Origin of the sequence: Lysinibacillus sp. JNUCC-52, from assembly GCF_015999545.1 — a bacterium.
In the GTDB taxonomy this organism is placed as follows: Bacteria; Bacillota; Bacilli; order Bacillales_A; family Planococcaceae; genus Lysinibacillus.
On sequence record NZ_CP065546.1, the window covers coordinates 2,191,121 to 2,209,208 of the forward strand.

General features: G+C 38.5%; 16 protein-coding genes. All 16 read right to left on the reverse strand.

The window, feature by feature from the left end:
* Positions 1–41: 41 nt before the first annotated feature.
* Positions 42–623 (reverse strand): stage II sporulation protein R, encoded by a 582-nt coding sequence (locus tag JNUCC52_RS10975; protein ID WP_173478620.1) that lies wholly within the window; start codon positions 621–623, stop codon positions 42–44.
* A gap of 44 nt (positions 624–667) precedes the next feature.
* On the reverse strand, positions 668–1,528 hold the full coding sequence (prmC, locus tag JNUCC52_RS10980) for a peptide chain release factor N(5)-glutamine methyltransferase (RefSeq protein WP_337982100.1): 861 nt from the start codon (positions 1,526–1,528) through the stop codon (positions 668–670).
* Complete coding sequence (gene prfA, locus JNUCC52_RS10985) at positions 1,515–2,591, reverse strand: peptide chain release factor 1 (protein WP_173478622.1); 1,077 nt, start codon at positions 2,589–2,591, stop codon at positions 1,515–1,517. The genes prmC and prfA overlap by 14 nt, the downstream gene beginning before the upstream one ends.
* 251 nt (positions 2,592–2,842) lie before the next feature.
* Positions 2,843–3,415, reverse strand: coding sequence for a thymidine kinase (locus JNUCC52_RS10990; protein WP_139860591.1), 573 nt, complete (start codon positions 3,413–3,415; stop codon positions 2,843–2,845).
* 288 nt (positions 3,416–3,703) lie between these two features.
* Positions 3,704–3,907, reverse strand: coding sequence for a 50S ribosomal protein L31 (rpmE, locus tag JNUCC52_RS10995; RefSeq protein ID WP_004269457.1), 204 nt, complete (start codon positions 3,905–3,907; stop codon positions 3,704–3,706).
* Positions 3,908–4,078: 171 nt separating this feature from the next.
* Positions 4,079–5,128, reverse strand: a complete 1,050-nt coding sequence (locus JNUCC52_RS11000; RefSeq protein WP_337982101.1) for an NAD(P)/FAD-dependent oxidoreductase — start codon at positions 5,126–5,128, stop codon at positions 4,079–4,081.
* A gap of 95 nt (positions 5,129–5,223) precedes the next feature.
* Positions 5,224–6,258: a FecCD family ABC transporter permease gene (locus JNUCC52_RS11005; RefSeq protein WP_337982102.1), complete on the reverse strand. Its 1,035-nt coding sequence runs from the start codon at positions 6,256–6,258 to the stop codon at positions 5,224–5,226.
* Positions 6,255–7,307 carry a FecCD family ABC transporter permease gene (locus tag JNUCC52_RS11010; protein WP_173478625.1) on the reverse strand — a complete coding sequence of 351 codons (1,053 nt, stop codon included), beginning with the start codon at positions 7,305–7,307 and terminating at the stop codon, positions 6,255–6,257. The genes JNUCC52_RS11005 and JNUCC52_RS11010 overlap by 4 nt, the downstream gene beginning before the upstream one ends.
* A 33-nt stretch (positions 7,308–7,340) precedes the next feature.
* On the reverse strand, positions 7,341–8,135 hold the full coding sequence (locus JNUCC52_RS11015) for an ABC transporter ATP-binding protein (protein ID WP_337982103.1): 795 nt from the start codon (positions 8,133–8,135) through the stop codon (positions 7,341–7,343).
* A 19-nt stretch (positions 8,136–8,154) separates the two neighbouring features.
* Complete coding sequence (locus JNUCC52_RS11020; RefSeq protein WP_337982104.1) at positions 8,155–9,879, reverse strand: ABC transporter ATP-binding protein; 1,725 nt, start codon at positions 9,877–9,879, stop codon at positions 8,155–8,157.
* A 128-nt stretch (positions 9,880–10,007) separates the two neighbouring features.
* Positions 10,008–11,915 carry an AraC family transcriptional regulator gene (locus JNUCC52_RS11025; RefSeq protein ID WP_337982105.1) on the reverse strand — a complete coding sequence of 636 codons (1,908 nt, stop codon included), beginning with the start codon at positions 11,913–11,915 and terminating at the stop codon, positions 10,008–10,010.
* A 379-nt stretch (positions 11,916–12,294) separates the two neighbouring features.
* A complete protein-coding gene (rho, locus tag JNUCC52_RS11030; RefSeq protein ID WP_173478629.1) occupies positions 12,295–13,578 on the reverse strand; it encodes a transcription termination factor Rho in 1,284 nt (427 codons plus the stop codon).
* Between the two features lie 145 nt (positions 13,579–13,723).
* Positions 13,724–14,680, reverse strand: coding sequence for a class II fructose-bisphosphatase (gene glpX, locus JNUCC52_RS11035; protein ID WP_173478630.1), 957 nt, complete (start codon positions 14,678–14,680; stop codon positions 13,724–13,726).
* Positions 14,681–14,776: 96 nt separating this feature from the next.
* Positions 14,777–16,063: a UDP-N-acetylglucosamine 1-carboxyvinyltransferase gene (gene murA / locus JNUCC52_RS11040; RefSeq protein WP_173478833.1), complete on the reverse strand. Its 1,287-nt coding sequence runs from the start codon at positions 16,061–16,063 to the stop codon at positions 14,777–14,779.
* 60 nt (positions 16,064–16,123) lie between these two features.
* Positions 16,124–16,774 carry a fructose-6-phosphate aldolase gene (gene fsa / locus JNUCC52_RS11045; RefSeq protein ID WP_024362882.1) on the reverse strand — a complete coding sequence of 217 codons (651 nt, stop codon included), beginning with the start codon at positions 16,772–16,774 and terminating at the stop codon, positions 16,124–16,126.
* A 151-nt stretch (positions 16,775–16,925) separates the two neighbouring features.
* Positions 16,926–17,780 (reverse strand): class II fructose-bisphosphate aldolase, encoded by an 855-nt coding sequence (locus JNUCC52_RS11050; RefSeq protein WP_173478631.1) that lies wholly within the window; start codon positions 17,778–17,780, stop codon positions 16,926–16,928.
* Between the last annotated feature and the right edge of the window lie 308 nt (positions 17,781–18,088).

The following is an 18,088-nucleotide window of genomic DNA, read 5'->3' on the forward strand; positions in this document are numbered from 1 at the left end:
TTATCAATAATTGTGTATAAGTTATCTGAATTTGTGCACAATTATTCGAAAAATCCTTTTATCCATTCCCAAATAAAGAATGTTACTTGTTCTTTTTCCTCTGCCTTTTCTTCCTCTTTTTCTGGTTCACAAATAGACGGGAAAATGCTACACCACCAGTTATCACCACGTGCATCGCCTATTTTTACGACGATTGAATGGTACATATTTTGTGGATAAAACATTGCATCTTGTCTCTTCGGTGGAAATAAGTTATCCCCAAGTAACACTTGTGTACGCAATTGTGGATAATTTTCTTTTAATTCTGCCTCAATACTCTCTTTTAATGTAACAAAATTATCATTATCCACATTTGTAGTTGATCCTACTTGCATTAAATAAGGTTTTAAATCTTTCACAAGTTGCTCTTTTTCTAGCTGATCATCAGTTGTATTGCTATTTGCTATCACTCTTATACGAAAATCGTTTTCTTGTTCACTATTCGTAGCTTCCTTTGCAGAACCTATTAATGATGGAATATATAAAATACATAGTTGTAAAGCTATCGCCATAATTACTAGTCTAGCAAAAGCTAGCAAAATATTTAATTTTGAAAATCTAACAATCTTGTATTCGTTTAACATAAAAATCCCTCCTTGCTCAACATTGTTGTCAAGAAGGAGAAACTTTATACATCAATTTCACAAAAAACCATACGCGGTTTTCCATTAATATCTTTTTCAACGGTAACAGTGGCTTGTGGAAAACTTTCTTTAAAAAATTTCGCTACCTGCTCTCCTTGTGTATAACCAATTTCAAGACCGATTAAAGCAGGCTTATTCATTAGAGCTGGGAGTTGTTGCGCTAATTTTCGATATAAAATAAGTCCATCCTCTTCTGCAAAAAGGGCGCTATGGGGCTCATGCTCCAGTACGATGCTAGACATGTCCTTCGCTTCTTCAAATGCTATATACGGAGGATTAGATAAAACAATATCAAACGTCTCTCCGATAAGAGGTGCCGTTAAATCGCCTAGACGAAAATCAATATCTGCCTCAAGTATTTGTGCATTTTTTTGTGCAGTAGCTAATGCTGCTGTTGATAAATCAGTTGCCACTACTGTTAGCTCTGGACATTCTAGCTTCATAGAAATGGCAATAGCGCCACTACCTGTCCCGATATCTGCTAGCTTTAATGATTTCTTTTGAAATAATTGATCTATACGATTGTTTGTTGCTAATACTAATTCCTCTGTTTCTGGTCTCGGAATAAGCACCGATTCATCCACAAGAAATGTCCGTCCATAAAATTCTTCACTACCGATACAATATTGTACAGGTCGCCCACTAACATGCTCTTCAATCAGCTTTTGAAACTGTTCACTTTGTTCAGCCGTTAAAGAATCTTGTAAATGGAGCATAACACCCGAATATGTTGTACCCAATATATGTTGCATTACAATACGCCCCGCGGTTTCTTCACGTCCATTATCCACTAAAAAAGAAGAAGCCCAATCAAGGGCCTCCATCACATTTTTATAGGTCATCATTTAGTCGCTCTAGCTTGGATGCTTGCTCTTCTAAGATAAGCGTATCAATGATTTCGTCCAGTCTTCCTTCGACGATTTGATCAAGCTTTTGAATCGTTAAGCCAATACGATGGTCTGTAACGCGGTTTTGTGGATAATTGTATGTGCGAATACGCTCTGAACGATCGCCTGAGCCTACTGCGGATTTACGTGTTGCGTCGATTTCTTTTTGAGCTTCCTGCAAATACTTATCAGCTACACGTGCACGAAGAATTTTCATCGCTTTTTCACGGTTTTTAATTTGTGAACGTTCATCCTGCATCGATACAACAACACCTGTTGGTAAGTGGGTCATACGTACAGCAGACATCGTTGTATTTACCGATTGCCCACCTGCACCAGATGAAGCAAACGTATCTACGCGGATATCCTTTTCATGGATTTCAACATCTACCTCTTCAACTTCAGGTAAGCATGCAACTGTCGCTGTCGAAGTATGAATACGGCCTTGTGATTCTGTTGCTGGTACACGTTGTACACGGTGTGCACCATTTTCAAATTTGAATTTCGAATATGCGCCTTGCCCATTAATCATAAAAATGACTTCTTTATAGCCGCCCATTGGGTTTGGCGTTGCTTCCATAATGTCAATTTTCCAGCCTTGCGTCTCAGCATAACGTGAATACATGCGGAATAAATCTCCTGCGAAAATATTCGCCTCATCACCGCCAGCTGCTCCACGAATTTCCATAATTACGTTTTTATTGTCATTCGGGTCTTTTGGAATTAACAATACGCGTAGACGTTCTTCTAGCTCTTCTTGCTGTTCTTTTAACGAGTTGAATTCTTCCTTTACCATCTCATGCATATCAGGATCTTTTTCGTTATCTAACATTTCACGAGTATCAACTAGTTGCTCTTTCACGCTTTTATATTCACGATAAGCATCAACTGTTTCCTGAATATCCGATTGTTCCTTTGAATATTCACGTAATTTTTTACTGTCGTTTACAATATCTGGATCACTTAAAAGCTCATTTAGCCTTTCATAACGATCTTCTACTGCTTGTAGTCTATCAAACATGGGCTTCACCTCTATTTAGTTCATTTATCTATATCCAGTAGGAATCCGCCTCCATTAAAGATAGCGAGACGTATTTTTTACTCTATTCGTTTTAAACATTCCGCCTACAATAGAGTGTGACGAAAATTTGTTTAGGCGTAGTAGTCATGCATTATTTCCACTACTTAGTATAAGGAAAATTCAGCATGTATGCTACATTTTCTTCGGTCAACTGCTTAAAATCATTAAGCTTTCTTCCGATTAAAGGTATTTCAAAGCGGTGGATGTGCGTGGCATTTACGGCAAACAGGATAGTAAGCATCGTTACCACCAATTTTTATTTGGTCACCTGTATAAACAGGTTTGCCATTTTCATCGACACGCAAGTTCATTGTTGCTTTTTTATGACAGAACCAGCAAATCGTTTTCATTTCTTCAATTTTATCTGCATATGTAAGCATGTACTGACTACCTTCAAATAATTCATTTTGAAAATCATTCTTCAGGCCAAAGCCCATAACAGGGATGTCTAGTTCGTCGACAATATTAGCTAATTGTAGCACATGAGCCTTTTTTAAAAACTGCACTTCATCTACAAGAACACAGTATGGTTTTACAACATTGTTTTTTACAAGTTCAAAAATATTCGTATCCTCATAAATTGGAATAGCTTCTTGTCGTAAACCTACTCGACTTGAAACAAAACCTACCTCATCTCGCGTATCGAGCCCAGATGTAAACATCATGACAGGCTTTTGCTGTTCTTCATAGTTATGTGCAACTTTTAAAATTTCAATTGATTTACCACTATTCATCGCACCATGTTTATAGTATAGCTGTGCCATAGTATTTTCTCCCTCTCTATTTTCAATGATGGATTTTGAAAGGAATTATTTTAGCAATTAGCTTAAATGCTTGCACCATAGTGTTAATTTTTTATACCGAACCTACTGTCAGTATCGAATGGATTTGCGCTAGCTTAAGCACATTTCAAAATCCGGTCTTTGTTTTATTGGACGTACGTGCAACGCCGTGGAAAATCCAAATACGTCAAGACGCAAATGAACGTATGCACATTTTTATACTGAAAAAAATACCTGCCAAGCACATGCTTGGCAGGTATTAAACTAACATTAGTTTTTAAGACCGTATTTTTTGTTGAAACGATCCACGCGACCATCAGCAGACGCGAATTTTTGACGGCCAGTGTAGAATGGGTGACATTCGTTGCAGAACTCGACAACGATGTTTTCTTTCACTGAACCAGTTTTGAAAGTGTTACCACAAGAGCAAGTTACTGTTGCTTCTTTGTAGTCTGGATGAATTCCTTGTTTCATATTCGTTTTCTCCTCTCGCCCTGAACCATCTGGAACAGAGTATTATCGAACTGCACCTTACATAGCCCGAATATGTCGGCTACATATGTACACGTTGCATACTTTTGAAGTATAGCATAGTTATTTTATTTTTTTCAAGCAAAAGATATTAAAAAACGATTATTACAATATTTAACCACGCACTTCGCGATAATCATTATCTACTAATCCTATTTGTTTATTGCGCTCTTTAAATCGAATATTATGCGAAGATACATACGCCACTTTTGGGGCATCTGGCTCTAAAAATAATTTTGCACTATTTAACGCTAAAATACCATCCGTAAACGCGCCAGCAATTAATCGTACTTTACTAGGATGATCAATAAAATCACCTGCACCATAGATGCCTTCTATATTCGTTTCACGTTTCTCATTGACGATCGCCACACCATCTTGAATTTCTAATCCCCATTCCTCAAGTGCACCATAATCACATTTTAAGCCATGATTCACCACAACCGCATCTACTTGCACGCATTCCATTTCATCTGTTTCTTTATTGACAATGGACACATACTGTATGACATCACCATCACTATGTAATTGCACCACTTCATATGGTGTTTTTACATTGATAGAGGATTCTCGCATACGTAAAACATTTTTTTCATGACCACCAAATTCATCACGACGATGGACTATTGTTACACTAGCAGCAATAGATTCTAGTTCATTCGCCCAATCGACAGCGGAATTGCCGCCACCTGAAATCAGGATATGTTTATTGCGGAAAATCTCTAATTCTTGCACAGTATAATGTAAATTCGTTACTTCATAGCGGTCTGCACCTTCAATTTCAAGCTTTTGCATTGACAGTACACCATAACCAACCGCTAAAATGATTGCTTTGGAATAATGCTTTTCGCCTGTTGCGGATGTTAAAATAAATGTCCCATCACTGAGCTTTTCTAATTTTTCTATCTTTTGATTTAAAACAATTGTTGGATCAAACGTTTTTGCCTGTTGTATAAGCTGCTGAATCAACTCGCCACCTAAAATAGGCTTTACGCCTCCGACATCCCAAATCATTTTTTCAGGATAAATAAGCATGCGACCACCCAACTGTGAGCTAAATTCGATAATTTTTGTTTTTAAATCGCGCATCCCGCTATAAAAAGCTGTATATAATCCTGCTGGTCCACCCCCAACAATCGTTACATCATACAATTCTTCTGGCATGTCTTTCTCCCCTTTTCTACTTATAACGTTTGCCTTTTCTATTGTTCCCAAAGATAATGACATTCATTCTCAATTAAAAATATGCGGAATCTATTTTATTCCTTTAATCGAGCTAATAAAAATAAAAAATATGGTGCCCCAAAAACTGCTACAACAATTCCAGCTGGTATTTCAGAAGGCTCTAAAATTGAGCGCCCTACCGTATCAGCTAATAACACTAAAAAGCCACCTAAAAGTGCTGAAGTCGGAAGCAAAAATTGATGGTTTGCTCCTACAAGTTGACGAGCTAGATGTGGTGCAATTAATCCAACAAAGCCAATTCCACCGCTAACAGAAACACTAGCTCCAGCTAATCCAACTGATGCGGCTAATAGCCAACGACGTTCCTTTTCAATAGAGGCACCTAATCCAATCGATGTTACTTCTCCTAGATTGAGTATGTTTAACACCCGTGATTTCATGTAAATAAATGGGAACAAAATTAATAACCATGGTAATAAGGATAGGACAAACCTCCAATTTGAACCCCAAATACTACCTGCAAGCCACGTAGCTACAAATTGATAATTTTCAGGAGTAAGGCGAAGTGTTAACACAATCATTGCTGAACTAATGCCAGCTGCCACCGCAACACCCGTTAAAATTAAACGCATTGGTGTTATACCTTCATGGCGCTTATAAGACAAAGAATAAATTAACACAGCTGTTAACCCTGCCCCTATAAAGGCTAGTACTGGTAGCAAATAGACGGGTACTGATTTAGTCGTTGGGAAAAAAGAAATATAAAGCATTACAGCTAAACCAGCTCCTGCATTAATACCTAAAATACCTGGATCTGCTAAAGCATTTTTTGAGATGCCCTGTAAAACAGCTCCTGCTATTGCTAAGCCCATCCCTACTAAAACCCCAATGACAATTCTAGGAAGCCTAAATTGAAATAATATTAATTGCTGTTGCGCATCGCCTTGTCCAAAAAGCGTACGTATTACTTCCATTGGTGTCAGTTTAATTACACCCGTGTTCATGCTCATTACAAAGGTAACTACTATTAAAACGATTAGTGTAGCTATTATAAGGAAGTTTTTCCTTCTGACGTTTTGTTGATTCTGTGTTAAAAAGTCGTTACTCACAGTTCCTTTCCTCCTTTTCGGGCTAAATAAAGAAAGAATGGAACCCCAATTAAAGCAATTAATGCACCAATCGGCGTTTCGTAGGGTGGATTAATAGTACGCGCAACTAAATCAGCAAGTACAACAAGTAATGCTCCATATACTAATGAACAGGCGATGATCCATCGATAATCATGTCCTACTATGTATCTCGTAAAATGGGGAACAATTAATCCTACAAAACCAACAGCGCCTACAACTGAAACTGCTGCCCCTGCTAAAATTAAAACAATCACCATCCCCCACACTTTTACGACAACCGTTCGTTGGCCAAGCCCAATTGCTATTTCTTCACCTAAGCTTAGCAATGTAATTGAGCGGGATAGCATAAGCGCACCAATCATCGCGACCAATATCCAGGGCGATAAAATTCGAAGATGACTCCACATCGTACCAGATACTCCACCCGCATACCAAAATGCTAAGTCTTGTCCAATGCGGTAATAAAGCGCAATGCCTTCACCTAACGCACCAAGTAAAGCACTTACAGCAGCGCCAGCAAGAACGAGACGCATAGGTGTTAAGCCACCTTTAGATAATGAGCCAACACCATAGACTATCGCAACGCCGAGACCTGCACCTACAAACGACCATAAAATTAAATACATATAGGGCATGCCAGGAAAAAAGGCAAAGCAGACAGCAAGCATAAATGCCGCTCCAGAATTCAATCCTAATAACCCTGAGTCCGCTAAAGGATTGCGCGTCATACCTTGCATGATTGCACCAGCAACTGCGAAGCTTGCACCTACTAACGCTGCTCCAAGTACTCGTGGCAAACGAATATCATGAATAATTTGATGTGTTGTTAATTCTGGTGAAAATTGCGTAATTGCCGTCCAAACAGTACTTAATGAAATATCTGCTGCCCCTAAAGAGATGGCTAAGCCAATGGCAAATACTAATCCAATAACTCCTAAAATTAAAGCTACTATTCCGCGTATTGGGTGAGATTGTTTTTGTAGCTCAGCTATATCACTGAGCCCTTCTACTCCTGTCGACGCAGTCATTCTACTTCCTCCTCTTAACTTCCAATGCTCCGCTTAATCTTTCATATTGTATAGCTGATACGATAGACAAATTGGATTTTTACTATATGGACAGACAGCCATTTCTGCATTGATATTGAACACAGTTTGTAAATTTTCCTTTGTCATCACTTCTTGAGGGCTGCCACTTCCGATTAATTTCCCGTCACGCATCGCCATCATAAAATGAGAAAAACGAGACGCATGGTTTAAATCATGCAATACCATAATAATTGTCCGTCCCTCTTCCCGATTCAGCTTTTCAAGCAATAATAAAATATCTAACTGATGTGCTAAATCTAAATAGGTAGTCGGTTCGTCCAATACTAAAATATCCGTACCTTGGGCTAATGCCATGGCAATCCAAACTCTTTGGCGCTGACCACCTGACAATGCTTCTATTGGCCGATCACAAAACTCTCTCAGTCCTGTAACATCAATGGCCCAATGAATATATTCATAATCTTCCTTACGCAATGTACCCAACCCTCCTTGATGAGGGAAACGGCCATATGATATTAATTCAAAAACAGTTAATCCCCCAGGAGCTGTTGCTGTTTGAGGTAAAATTGCCATCTTTTTTGCCACTTCTTTTGTCTTTAATTGATGAATGGCTTTACCGTCTAAAAAGACAGTACCGTTTTGTGTTCGTAATACACGCGCAATAGCCTTTAATAAAGTAGATTTTCCACAGCCATTTGGGCCAATTATTGTTGAGATTTGTCCTTTAGGAATGGCCACACTGAAATCATCCACAATAAGCATCGAGGAGTAACCAATTGCCACATGTTCGATCTCCAATACTGACATACAAAACTTCCTTTCGTTTTTAGATTTGCAAACCAAATTGTGCTGTGTACAAACCGTAATATGCGTTTTTCCTAGCCATTAATTGTTCATGTGTTCCTTCTTCTATAATCCCCTTTTTCGAAACGACGACAATACGGTCTGCATCTTTTATTGTCGCCAAGCGGTGTGCAATGACTAATGTTGTACGTCCTTTGGAAAGTTCTTGCAATGCTTGCTGAATAGCCTGTTCTGTTTCTGTATCTAAAGCGGAAGTGGCCTCATCCAAAATTAATATTTTGGGGTTTTTCAAGAAAATACGTGCTATAGACAGCCTCTGTTTCTGTCCACCTGATAACTTCACGCCTCGTTCACCAATTAACGTATCCATTCCATCTGGTAATGCTTGTATCATCTCTTCAAGCTGTGCTCGTTTTGCCGCATACCAAATATCTTCTTCACTCGCCTGTAAATCTCCGTATGCAATGTTTTCTCGAATCGTACCATCAAATAAAAAAACATCCTGTTGTACAATGCCGATATGGGAGCGTAATGAATGAAGCTTAAAATCGCGTATATCTAGCCCATCGACTTTTATTGAACCTTCACTCACCTCATAAAAGCGTGGGAGTAAGCTACAAATAGTTGATTTCCCCGCTCCAGATGGACCAACAAGCGCTACTGTTTCCCCAGAGTGAATCGTTAAATTAATATTATTTAATGTGTGCTCTGTATCGGTGTAACCAAATGAAACTCGATCAAACGTAATATTGCCATCAATAGACTCTATTTGCTTAGCTTTTGGATGGTCTTCAATTTCTGGGGCTGTTTCTAAAAAATCAATATAGCGTTTAAAACCAGCCATGCCCTTTGGATAACTCTCAATAAACATATTTATTTTGTTAATTGGACCGAGTAAAATTCCAGAGAGAAGAATAAAAGCAATAAATTCGCCATTCGTTAAATAGCCCTTTAATACAAAGTATGCGCCGACAAATAGCGTAAATAATGATAAGACTTTCGTTAAAATACCAGAGATTGCTTCATTCCAAGCCATCACCTTATAAGAAAACAATTTGGTTGCTCGGAATTTTTCATTATTCTTTTTGAAGCGGTTTTTTTCATGGTCTTCGTTTGTAAATGCTTGAACTACTCGAATACCGCTGACGTTATTTTCTACACGAGCATTAAAGTCCGCAATATCGCTGAACATTTGATGAAATGCTTTCGACATAAGCTTGCCAAAAATAATCGTTAGTACAAGAATAATGGGTACAAGAATAAAGATTAATAGCGTAAAGGTAGGATCAATATAAAACATTACGCAAAAGGAACCGATGATTGTCATCATTGCAACAAACATATCTTCTGGACCATGATGGGCAAGCTCACCGATGTCCATTAAATCATTTGTTAAGCGTGAGACAAGATGTCCCGTTTTATTGTTATCAAAGTAGCGGAATGAGAGCTTTTGAATATGATTGAACGCTTCCCTTCTCATATCCGTTTCAATATTGATGCCTAGCATATGCCCCCAATAGGAAACTATAAAATCTAAAATCGAATTAAAAATATACAGCAATAACAGCAAACCACATGCCATCATAATCCACTTTAATTCACCATCTGGAAGAATATCATCAATGACTTTATTTAAAACTAATGGAAATGCCAGCTCAATGAGGGCAACTAAAATTGCACAGGAGAAATCTAATAGAAATAAGCCTTTATATGGCCTGTAATAAGTAAAGAAACGTTGTAGTAACATGGATGGAACCTCCTAATATACGACTAACAACTTTAAATTGCTCATACTTGTTTATGATTTATTTAATGAAAGCTACCTAATCTTAAAACTAGGTAGCTCACCTCATATATTTTCCGCAATTCTACTTGTTATTTTTCCTGCGATTTTGTAAATTCCACTATTTTATCCGCTAAATCTTCTGCTTGATGGAGTCCAGATAACGGATCAGAAGCAAAATAATATTCGGCTTCTAAAGGAATTGTTTTATTATTTTTGACAACATCAAGATTTGTCCAAGTTGGAGGGAATTGCCCACCTTTATTAAAGAAATTAATAACGAAGACGTAATCGCCAACATAGTCACCTACTACTTCATAGGAGATATCATAGCGGCCACCGTTAGATTCCTTTGTATCAAAAAGCTCCTGAACTTTTTCTTGTGGTTTTACACCAAGAATTTGATACAGCGCTCGGCCACCTGATACGCTTGTATTCCCAACAACCGTTGCATTTTTTTCAAATACATCAAAAATTGTAAAGGTAGCACCTTCTGGTATCGCATCATTTATTTTTTGTTGTGCATTCGTTACGCGATTTTCAAAATCTTTGACAAATGCGTCTGCTTCTTCCTGCCTTCCTAAAAATTCGCCCATTGCTTTGACCTCATCAGTCGCAGATTTATAGGCTGTATCAGAAAAGACGATCGTCGGTGCAATTTTTTCATATTTTTCAACATCTTCTGGATTCCAAGTAATGATTAAATCTGGCTTTAATTCTAAAATCTTTTCTAATGAAGCATTTCCGTCTGTCCCGATATTCGTAATTTCACCGTCTTTATAGTACGATTTTAAAAATGCTGCATAGTCTAAATTAGCTACTACTGCCCCAACAGGCACAACATCTAATGCAAGTATTTGTCCAAGATACCAGTCTGTCACAATACGTTGGGCTTTAACTGGAATCTCTACTTCGCGCCCGCTATCATCCGTAATAGTTCTAGTCTCGGACTCCTCCGTTTTAGGTACACTATCATTATTTTCAGCTGGTTGTTTTGTATCCTCGCCACATGCTGCTAGTAAAACTAACAAACTTAGTAAAAAGGGCGTCTTTATATGTTTAAGCATTTTTTTCATCATGACTTCATTTTCCCCAATCTTAAATCGTTTTGCTTGCGCGAGCTGATTCTTATTGTATTGAAAATGATTCTCATTTGTAATAGTGAATTCGGACATAGCAGCTGTATATTTCAGCCTATAAATACTAGGCGCCATACTTGTCTCCTTTTTAAAGGCCCTACTAAAATAGTATTCATCCTCATATCCAAGAGAGATGGCTATTTGTTTAATGTCATATTGATTGGCAATTAAATATTGTTTCGCACGTTTAATTTTGAGTTGCTGCAAGTAAATTTGTGGCCCTATTCCATAACGAGCCTTAAACACACGTAATAAATGTCGTGTACTAATTTGAAGTGAATCAGCGAGCGTTTGGATTAATAACGGCTCTTGAACATGCTCTTCTAGATATAAACGTGCTAATTCTACTTTATCCATTTCATGTGGCTTCCCCTGCCCTTCAGTTAGCTCTTGAAATATCCGATAAATGAGCTTGTAAAAGGATGCTTTGACAAATAAATGGTCATGAATAGAACCTGTCTGCCACTTGATAAACATATCTTGTAGTAACGTATGAATCGGAATTGGATTAGCAGGTATACATGAGAACTCCGTTTGAAACGGTTGATATTGCATTTGTAAATGTTGCATAAAAGCATCATCATAAATGACATCACCTTTATAGTGAATAAGAAAGTAGTTCAAAGGCTTTTTTGATTTTATATGTAATGTTTGGGATTTTCCAATATGAAAAATGCTAAATCGTTGTACATAATAAGGATTCTCTCCAATAACAATTTCTGCTTCCCCAACTGTAATGATTAATAACGAGCTGTATTTCATTACTTCTTTCTTTTGCCCCGAGTTGTTAACTACACATTCCATGTGTTTTACTTTGATATGGGCATTTTCCCATAGGAGCATATAAGCATCGTAATTCATAGCGTTCTCCTCAACTAATAAGACATACCACCATTATATTGATAATGATTCTCAATTTCATTATACTTTTTAGAGAACAAGAAAAAAACACCAATTACTAACAATAGTTATTGGTGTCAGAGTAGAGATAAGCTCACTTCGTTGATTTCCGCTACGGACGGACGCTTTCCGCGGGCACACACGTAAGCCGCAACCCTCGCTATCGCGCGGTATGTTGCGTCTCACGTTCTGTGCGTTCCCGCAGGAGTCGTCCGCCTTCGCTCCAATCAACTAGTAAAATTGTTTGAGTGCCTGGCACTTCCCGCAGCGGAAATCAACGGCAGTCAAATAACAAAATAAAGACACCATTCACTATTACTAGTCAATGGTGTCTACAATTTTAAAGAAGCCCTTTACCTTTAGTGGCTTTTTTCATATCTTCATTTAACTTTTCGAAAAATTCTTCGTTTGATTTTGTAGTGCGCAGCTTTTTCAAGAAACGCTCCGCAAAATCTGGGGCATCGGAAAATGTTTTTCGAATTGCCCATAGTTTCTCAAGTTGTTCTGGTTCAAGAAGTAATTCTTCCTTACGCGTACCTGAACGACGAATATCAAGCGCAGGGAAAATACGACGCTCTGCTAATTGTCGGTCTAGGTGCAACTCTAAGTTACCAGTCCCTTTAAATTCTTCATAGATTACTTCATCCATACGTGATCCTGTATCTACTAAAGCTGTAGCTAAAATTGTTAAGCTACCACCTTCTTCGATATTACGAGCAGAACCGAAGAATCGTTTTGGTCTATGGAAGGCAGCAGGGTCGATACCACCAGAAAGCGTACGTCCGCTCGGTGGAATCACTAAGTTGTAAGCACGTGCAAGACGAGTAATAGAGTCCATTAAAATAATAACGTCACGTTTATGTTCTACTAAACGGCGTGCTCGTTCTAATACGATTTCAGCTACCTTCACATGATTTTCTGGTACTTCATCGAATGTAGAACTCACGACATCCGCATTTACAGAACGCTCAATGTCCGTTACTTCCTCAGGGCGCTCATCGATAAGTAAGACGATTAATTCAGCCTCAGGATGATTCGTTGTAATGGCGTTGGCAATTTCTTTAAGTAACGATGTTTTACCAGCCTTTGGCGGCGCAACGATTAAACCACGTTGACCAAATCCTACTGGTGCTACTAAATCCATAATTCGAGTTGATAGATTACGCTGAGTAGTTTCAAGCTTAATTTGTCGATCAGGATATAATGGCGTTAACGCTGGGAAGTGAACACGTTCTTTTGCTACTTCAGGGTCTTCTCCATTTACAGCATCCACCTGTAGTAGGCCATAGTAGCGTTCATTTTCTTTAGGTGGGCGTACTTTTCCAGACACCTTATCCCCATTACGAAGGTCAAAACGACGAATTTGAGAAGCAGAAATATAAATATCTTCTTTACTTGGTGAGTAATTTATTGGACGAAGGAAGCCAAAGCCTTCTTGCGAAACAATCTCAAGTACCCCTTCCATAAAGAAATAACCCTCTTGCTCTGAACGCGTTTTCAAAATAGCGAAAATTAATTCCTTTTTCGTTAGTTTGCTATAATACGAAATTTTGTATTGGCGTGCGAGGGCGTAAAGCTCTTTTAACGTCATGTTTTCTAATTGAGCGATTGTCAATGCAGACATATGCACAACTCCAGTCTTTTTCAAAATATAATGCATGTATTGGGGTAAACATAGAAGTTTAAGTAAAACTATGGGATGGTTTTAATGAAGAAGAAGGTACCTAGTGCAATAAGTTGCACTAGGTATATTTTAGAAGAAAATATTATTAATAGCTAGGTTTTTTATCAAGCGCGTGACGACCTTCTACAAATCGCACAGTACCTGATTTCGCTCGCATAACAACTGAATGTGTTAATGCGTAAGCTCCTTTGTACTGAACACCTTTTAATAGCTCACAATCTGTGACAGCAGTTGCGGCAAAAATCGCATCGTCACCTTTTACTAAATCATCTAAGTAAAGAACTTTATCTACATCTACGCCCATTTGTTTACAGCGTTCTAACTGTTCTTCGTCCTCTGGCACTAATTTGGCCTGGAAGTCTCCGCCAAGGCATTTTAATGCAACAGCTGAAATAACACCTTCTGGTGCGCCGCCCATTCCAAACATAATGTCGATGCCTGTTTCATCAAATGCCGTGTTAATGGCAGCACCAACATCCCCATCTTGAATAAATTTAATACGTGCTCCCGCTTCACGAATCTCATCTACTATTGCTTGATGACGAGGGCGATCTAATAGAGTAGCTACTACATCAGAAATATCTTTATTTTTTGCTTTTGCTACTTGTAATAAATTATAAGTAACAGAGGCATTAATATCAACTTTTCCTGCCGCTTCTGGTCCTACAGCGATTTTCTCCATGTACATATCTGGTGCATTTAATAGATTACCCTTATCTGCAATAGCTAATACAGTCATGGCACCATTCGTACCTTTTGCTACTATATTTGTACCTTCTAAAGGATCGACTGCTATGTCTACTTGAGGTCCGCCATTACGAAGGCCAAGCTCTTCACCGATATAAAGCATTGGCGCTTCGTCCATTTCACCTTCCCCAATTACTACTGTAGCATGCATTGGAATCGTATCGAACATTGAGCGCATTGCTGTCGTTGCTGCATCATCTGCCTCAATTTTCAAACCGCGACCCATCCATTTCCCGGATGCGATTGCTGCTGCCTCTGTTACTCGTACTACTTCCATCGATAAACTGCGTTCCATTGTTGTTTTGCCTCCCGTTATCGGCATGTTACATTGCGCCGAAACATTCAAATTACCTTTATTGTAACATAATTGGCTCGAAACTTTTACCTCACATTACTCCTTTACCTCTGCAACACTCACCATAATTGTTTCACGTCGAATATCTGCGCCTAAGTCACGTAATTTTTCAATAAGTGAGCTATAGCCACGTTCAATATGATAGATATCGTGAATTTCAGTTTCCCCTTCTGCTAATAGGCCAGCTAATACTAATGCTGCACCTGCGCGAAGGTCTGTTGCAGTTACACTTGAGCCATGTAATTTACTTGGACCAGTAATTATCGCAGTATTTCCTTCTACACGTGCGTTGGCATTCATACGACGCAGCTCATCAATATGCTTAAAACGAGCCGTATAAATCGTATCTGTTATTTTTGAAGAGCCAAATGCCTGTGTCATTAACACGGAGAGTGGTTGCTGAATATCCGTAGGGAATCCAGGGTACACAATCGTCTTAACATCAACCGCTTGCAATGTAGATAGGTCTGTTTTTGGAACAAAAATACTTTCCTCACCTATATCAATTTTGACGCCCATTTCACGAAGCTTTGCAGTAATTGCCTCTAAATGTAGTGGAATTACATTGTCTATAGTAATGCCGTCGCCTACTGCTGCTGCCATAATCATAAACGTTGCAGCTTCAATACGGTCTGGAATAATTGTATGCTCCGTACCGTGCAGCTCATCAACACCTTCGATACGAATTACACTTGTACCTGCACCTTTAATATTGGCACCCATATTGGTAAGAAGTGTTGCTACGTCAATTATTTCAGGTTCCTTTGCTGCATTTTCAATAACCGTACGACCCTTTGCCCGTACTGCAGCCAACATAATATTGATTGTTGCGCCAACACTTGCGACATCTAAATAAATTTTAGCACCAATTAATTCCTCTGCACGTAAATAAATCGCTCCGTGCTCATTTGTAATTTTAGCGCCAAGTGCCTCAAAGCCTTTAATGTGTTGATCAATCGGACGTGGTCCTAAGAAGCAACCACCTGGCAAACCAATGACCGCCTTTTTGAAGCGACCAAGCATTGCCCCCATTAAATAATAAGAGGCACGGAGCTTTTTTACATTACCATTTGGCAAAGGTAGTGCAAGCATATCGGACGGATCAATAATCATTTTGCCATTGTCAAATTGTACTTCTCCACCGATTTCTTCTAACAAGGCTTTTAAAGTCCAAGCATCTGAAATTTCTGGAATCCCTCCAATTGTCACTGGAGAGTTCGCCAAAATTGATGCTGGAATTAAGGCGACTGCACTATTTTTTGCACCACTAACTTTAATTGTACCCTTTAGACGATTTTCGCCTGTAATTTTATAAACATCCATTTTGCGTTCTCCCTCATGATTGGAAAGTAATTTTTGCATGTGACTCACTTTATAATCTTATTATTCACCTTTTCGCTTATTCCAATCCGCTAAAAATCCTTCAATTCCTTTTTCCGTTAATGGATGGTGGAAAAGTTGTTTTAACACTTTAAAAGGAGTTGTTGAAATATGAGCGCCCGCAAGAGCTGCAGCCGTTACGTGTTGAGGGTGACGGATAGAAGCGGCAATAATTTGCGTTTCAATGTTGTGGATTGTAAATATGTCTGAAATTGTTTCAATCAGCTCTACACCATTTTGACCAATATCATCTAAACGTCCGATAAATGGTGATACATATGTAGCACCCGCGCGTGCAGCCATTAATGCTTGGTTTGCACTAAAAATTAGTGTTACGTTTGTTTTGATGCCTTTGTTTGCAAAGAAGCGGCAAGCCTCTAAACCTGCTGGCGTCATCGGTAATTTAACGGTAATGTTCGGTGCAATCGCAGCTAATTCTAGACCTTCTTTAATCATCCCTTCAGCATCTAAGGCAATAACTTCTCCACTTACTGAGCCATCTACAAGCTCTGCAATTTCACGTAGTCGATCATGAAAAGAAACATTTTCCTCTTTTGCTACTAATGATGGATTTGTTGTAACACCTGATAAAATACCCCATGCATGTGCTTCTTTAATTTCGTCAAAGTTTGCTGTATCAATAAAAAATTTCATAATATTTCCTCCCAAACCCTATTTATTTATATTTTTAATTTTTTTCAAAAAAAGTTATTATTTCAAAAACAAGAGAAGGTCGATTGCTAGCATCAACACTTCTCTTATTATGTGTATTCATCTTTGCTTTTGTACCATATAAGAAGCTTAATTATGCTTTTTGTGCACTTCCAAATTCACGGATTTTACCGATAACTGTTGATTTAATCGCTTCACGAGCTGGCGCTAAGAATTTACGAGGATCGTAAACTTCTTTATCATTGTCAAGAATTTCGCGAATCACTTTTGTAGCTGCGATTTGATTTTCAGTATTAACGTTAATTTTAGCAGTACCTAATGAAATTGAGCGTTGAATATCTTTTGTTGGAATGCCTGTACCACCATGTAATACTAAAGGAAGATCTGCTAATTTTGAGATTTCCTCCATTTCCTTAAAGCCTAAGTTTGGTTCACCTTTGTAAGGACCATGTACAGAGCCAAGGGCTGGTGCTAGGCAATCGATATCTGTTAATTCAACCATTTTACGGCATTCCTCTGGATCAGCGTACATAATACCACCGATTACGCCATCCTCGTCACCACCAACTGTTCCAAGCTCAGCTTCAACAGACACACCTTTGGCATGTGCATATTCAACTACTTTTGAAGTCGTTGCGATATTTTCTTCGAAAGGATGGTGTGAAGCATCAATCATAACAGATGTAAATCCTGCATCAATCGCTTCTTTACACTTTTCAAAGCTAGAACCATGGTCAAGATGAATAGCAACGGGAACAGTAATGCCATAAGATTCCATCAAACCTTTTACCATGTGTACAACTGATATAAATCCACCCATATATTTACCTGCGCCTTCAGATACGCCAAGGATTACAGGTGATTTTTCTTCTTCTGCCGCTTGTAAAATCGCTTGTGTCCATTCAAGGTTGTTGATGTTGAATTGACCAACTGCATAACCTTCTGCCTTTGCTTTAATTAACATCTCTTTCATAGATACTAATGCCATACTAAAAATCCTCCTTTTAGGACTATTCTTTATACATAAATGTGCTATTTAATCATAGCAAAAATATAAGCACCTGAAAAGAAATTTCAGGTGCTTATATTTTCTGCACCGAAAGCGAAGGGCAACGTAGCGACAGGTGCCTTTTTTTTCATAAGCACCTGAAAAGAAATTTCAGGTGCTTATATTTTAGCACCGAAAGCGAAGGGCAACGTAGCGACAGGTGCCTTTTTTTCATAAGCACCGAAAGCGAAGGCAACGTAGCGACAGGTGCCTTTTTTTTCATAAGCACCTGAAAAGAAATTTCAGGT

Excerpts from the sequence above, each read along its gene's own strand:
- glpX (WP_173478630.1), bottom strand. The coding sequence starts at position 14,680 with ATGGAACGCAGTTTATCGATGGAAGTAGTACGAGTAACAGAGGCAGCA.
- JNUCC52_RS11020 (WP_337982104.1), bottom strand. The coding sequence starts at position 9,879 with ATGTTACTACAACGTTTCTTTACTTATTACAGGCCATATAAAGGCTTA.
- fsa (WP_024362882.1), bottom strand. The coding sequence starts at position 16,774 with ATGAAATTTTTTATTGATACAGCAAACTTTGACGAAATTAAAGAAGCA.
- JNUCC52_RS11000 (WP_337982101.1), bottom strand. The coding sequence starts at position 5,128 with ATGCCAGAAGAATTGTATGATGTAACGATTGTTGGGGGTGGACCAGCA.
- JNUCC52_RS11050 (WP_173478631.1), bottom strand. The coding sequence starts at position 17,780 with ATGGCATTAGTATCTATGAAAGAGATGTTAATTAAAGCAAAGGCAGAA.
- JNUCC52_RS10975 (WP_173478620.1), bottom strand. The coding sequence starts at position 623 with ATGTTAAACGAATACAAGATTGTTAGATTTTCAAAATTAAATATTTTG.
- JNUCC52_RS11010 (WP_173478625.1), bottom strand. The coding sequence starts at position 7,307 with ATGACTGCGTCGACAGGAGTAGAAGGGCTCAGTGATATAGCTGAGCTA.
- JNUCC52_RS10990 (WP_139860591.1), bottom strand. The coding sequence starts at position 3,415 with ATGGCACAGCTATACTATAAACATGGTGCGATGAATAGTGGTAAATCA.
- prmC (WP_337982100.1), bottom strand. The coding sequence starts at position 1,528 with ATGATGACCTATAAAAATGTGATGGAGGCCCTTGATTGGGCTTCTTCT.
- JNUCC52_RS11025 (WP_337982105.1), bottom strand. The coding sequence starts at position 11,915 with ATGAATTACGATGCTTATATGCTCCTATGGGAAAATGCCCATATCAAA.
- rpmE (WP_004269457.1), bottom strand. The coding sequence starts at position 3,907 with ATGAAACAAGGAATTCATCCAGACTACAAAGAAGCAACAGTAACTTGC.
- murA (WP_173478833.1), bottom strand. The coding sequence starts at position 16,063 with ATGGATGTTTATAAAATTACAGGCGAAAATCGTCTAAAGGGTACAATT.
- prfA (WP_173478622.1), bottom strand. The coding sequence starts at position 2,591 with ATGTTTGATAGACTACAAGCAGTAGAAGATCGTTATGAAAGGCTAAAT.
- JNUCC52_RS11015 (WP_337982103.1), bottom strand. The coding sequence starts at position 8,135 with ATGTCAGTATTGGAGATCGAACATGTGGCAATTGGTTACTCCTCGATG.
- rho (WP_173478629.1), bottom strand. The coding sequence starts at position 13,578 with ATGTCTGCATTGACAATCGCTCAATTAGAAAACATGACGTTAAAAGAG.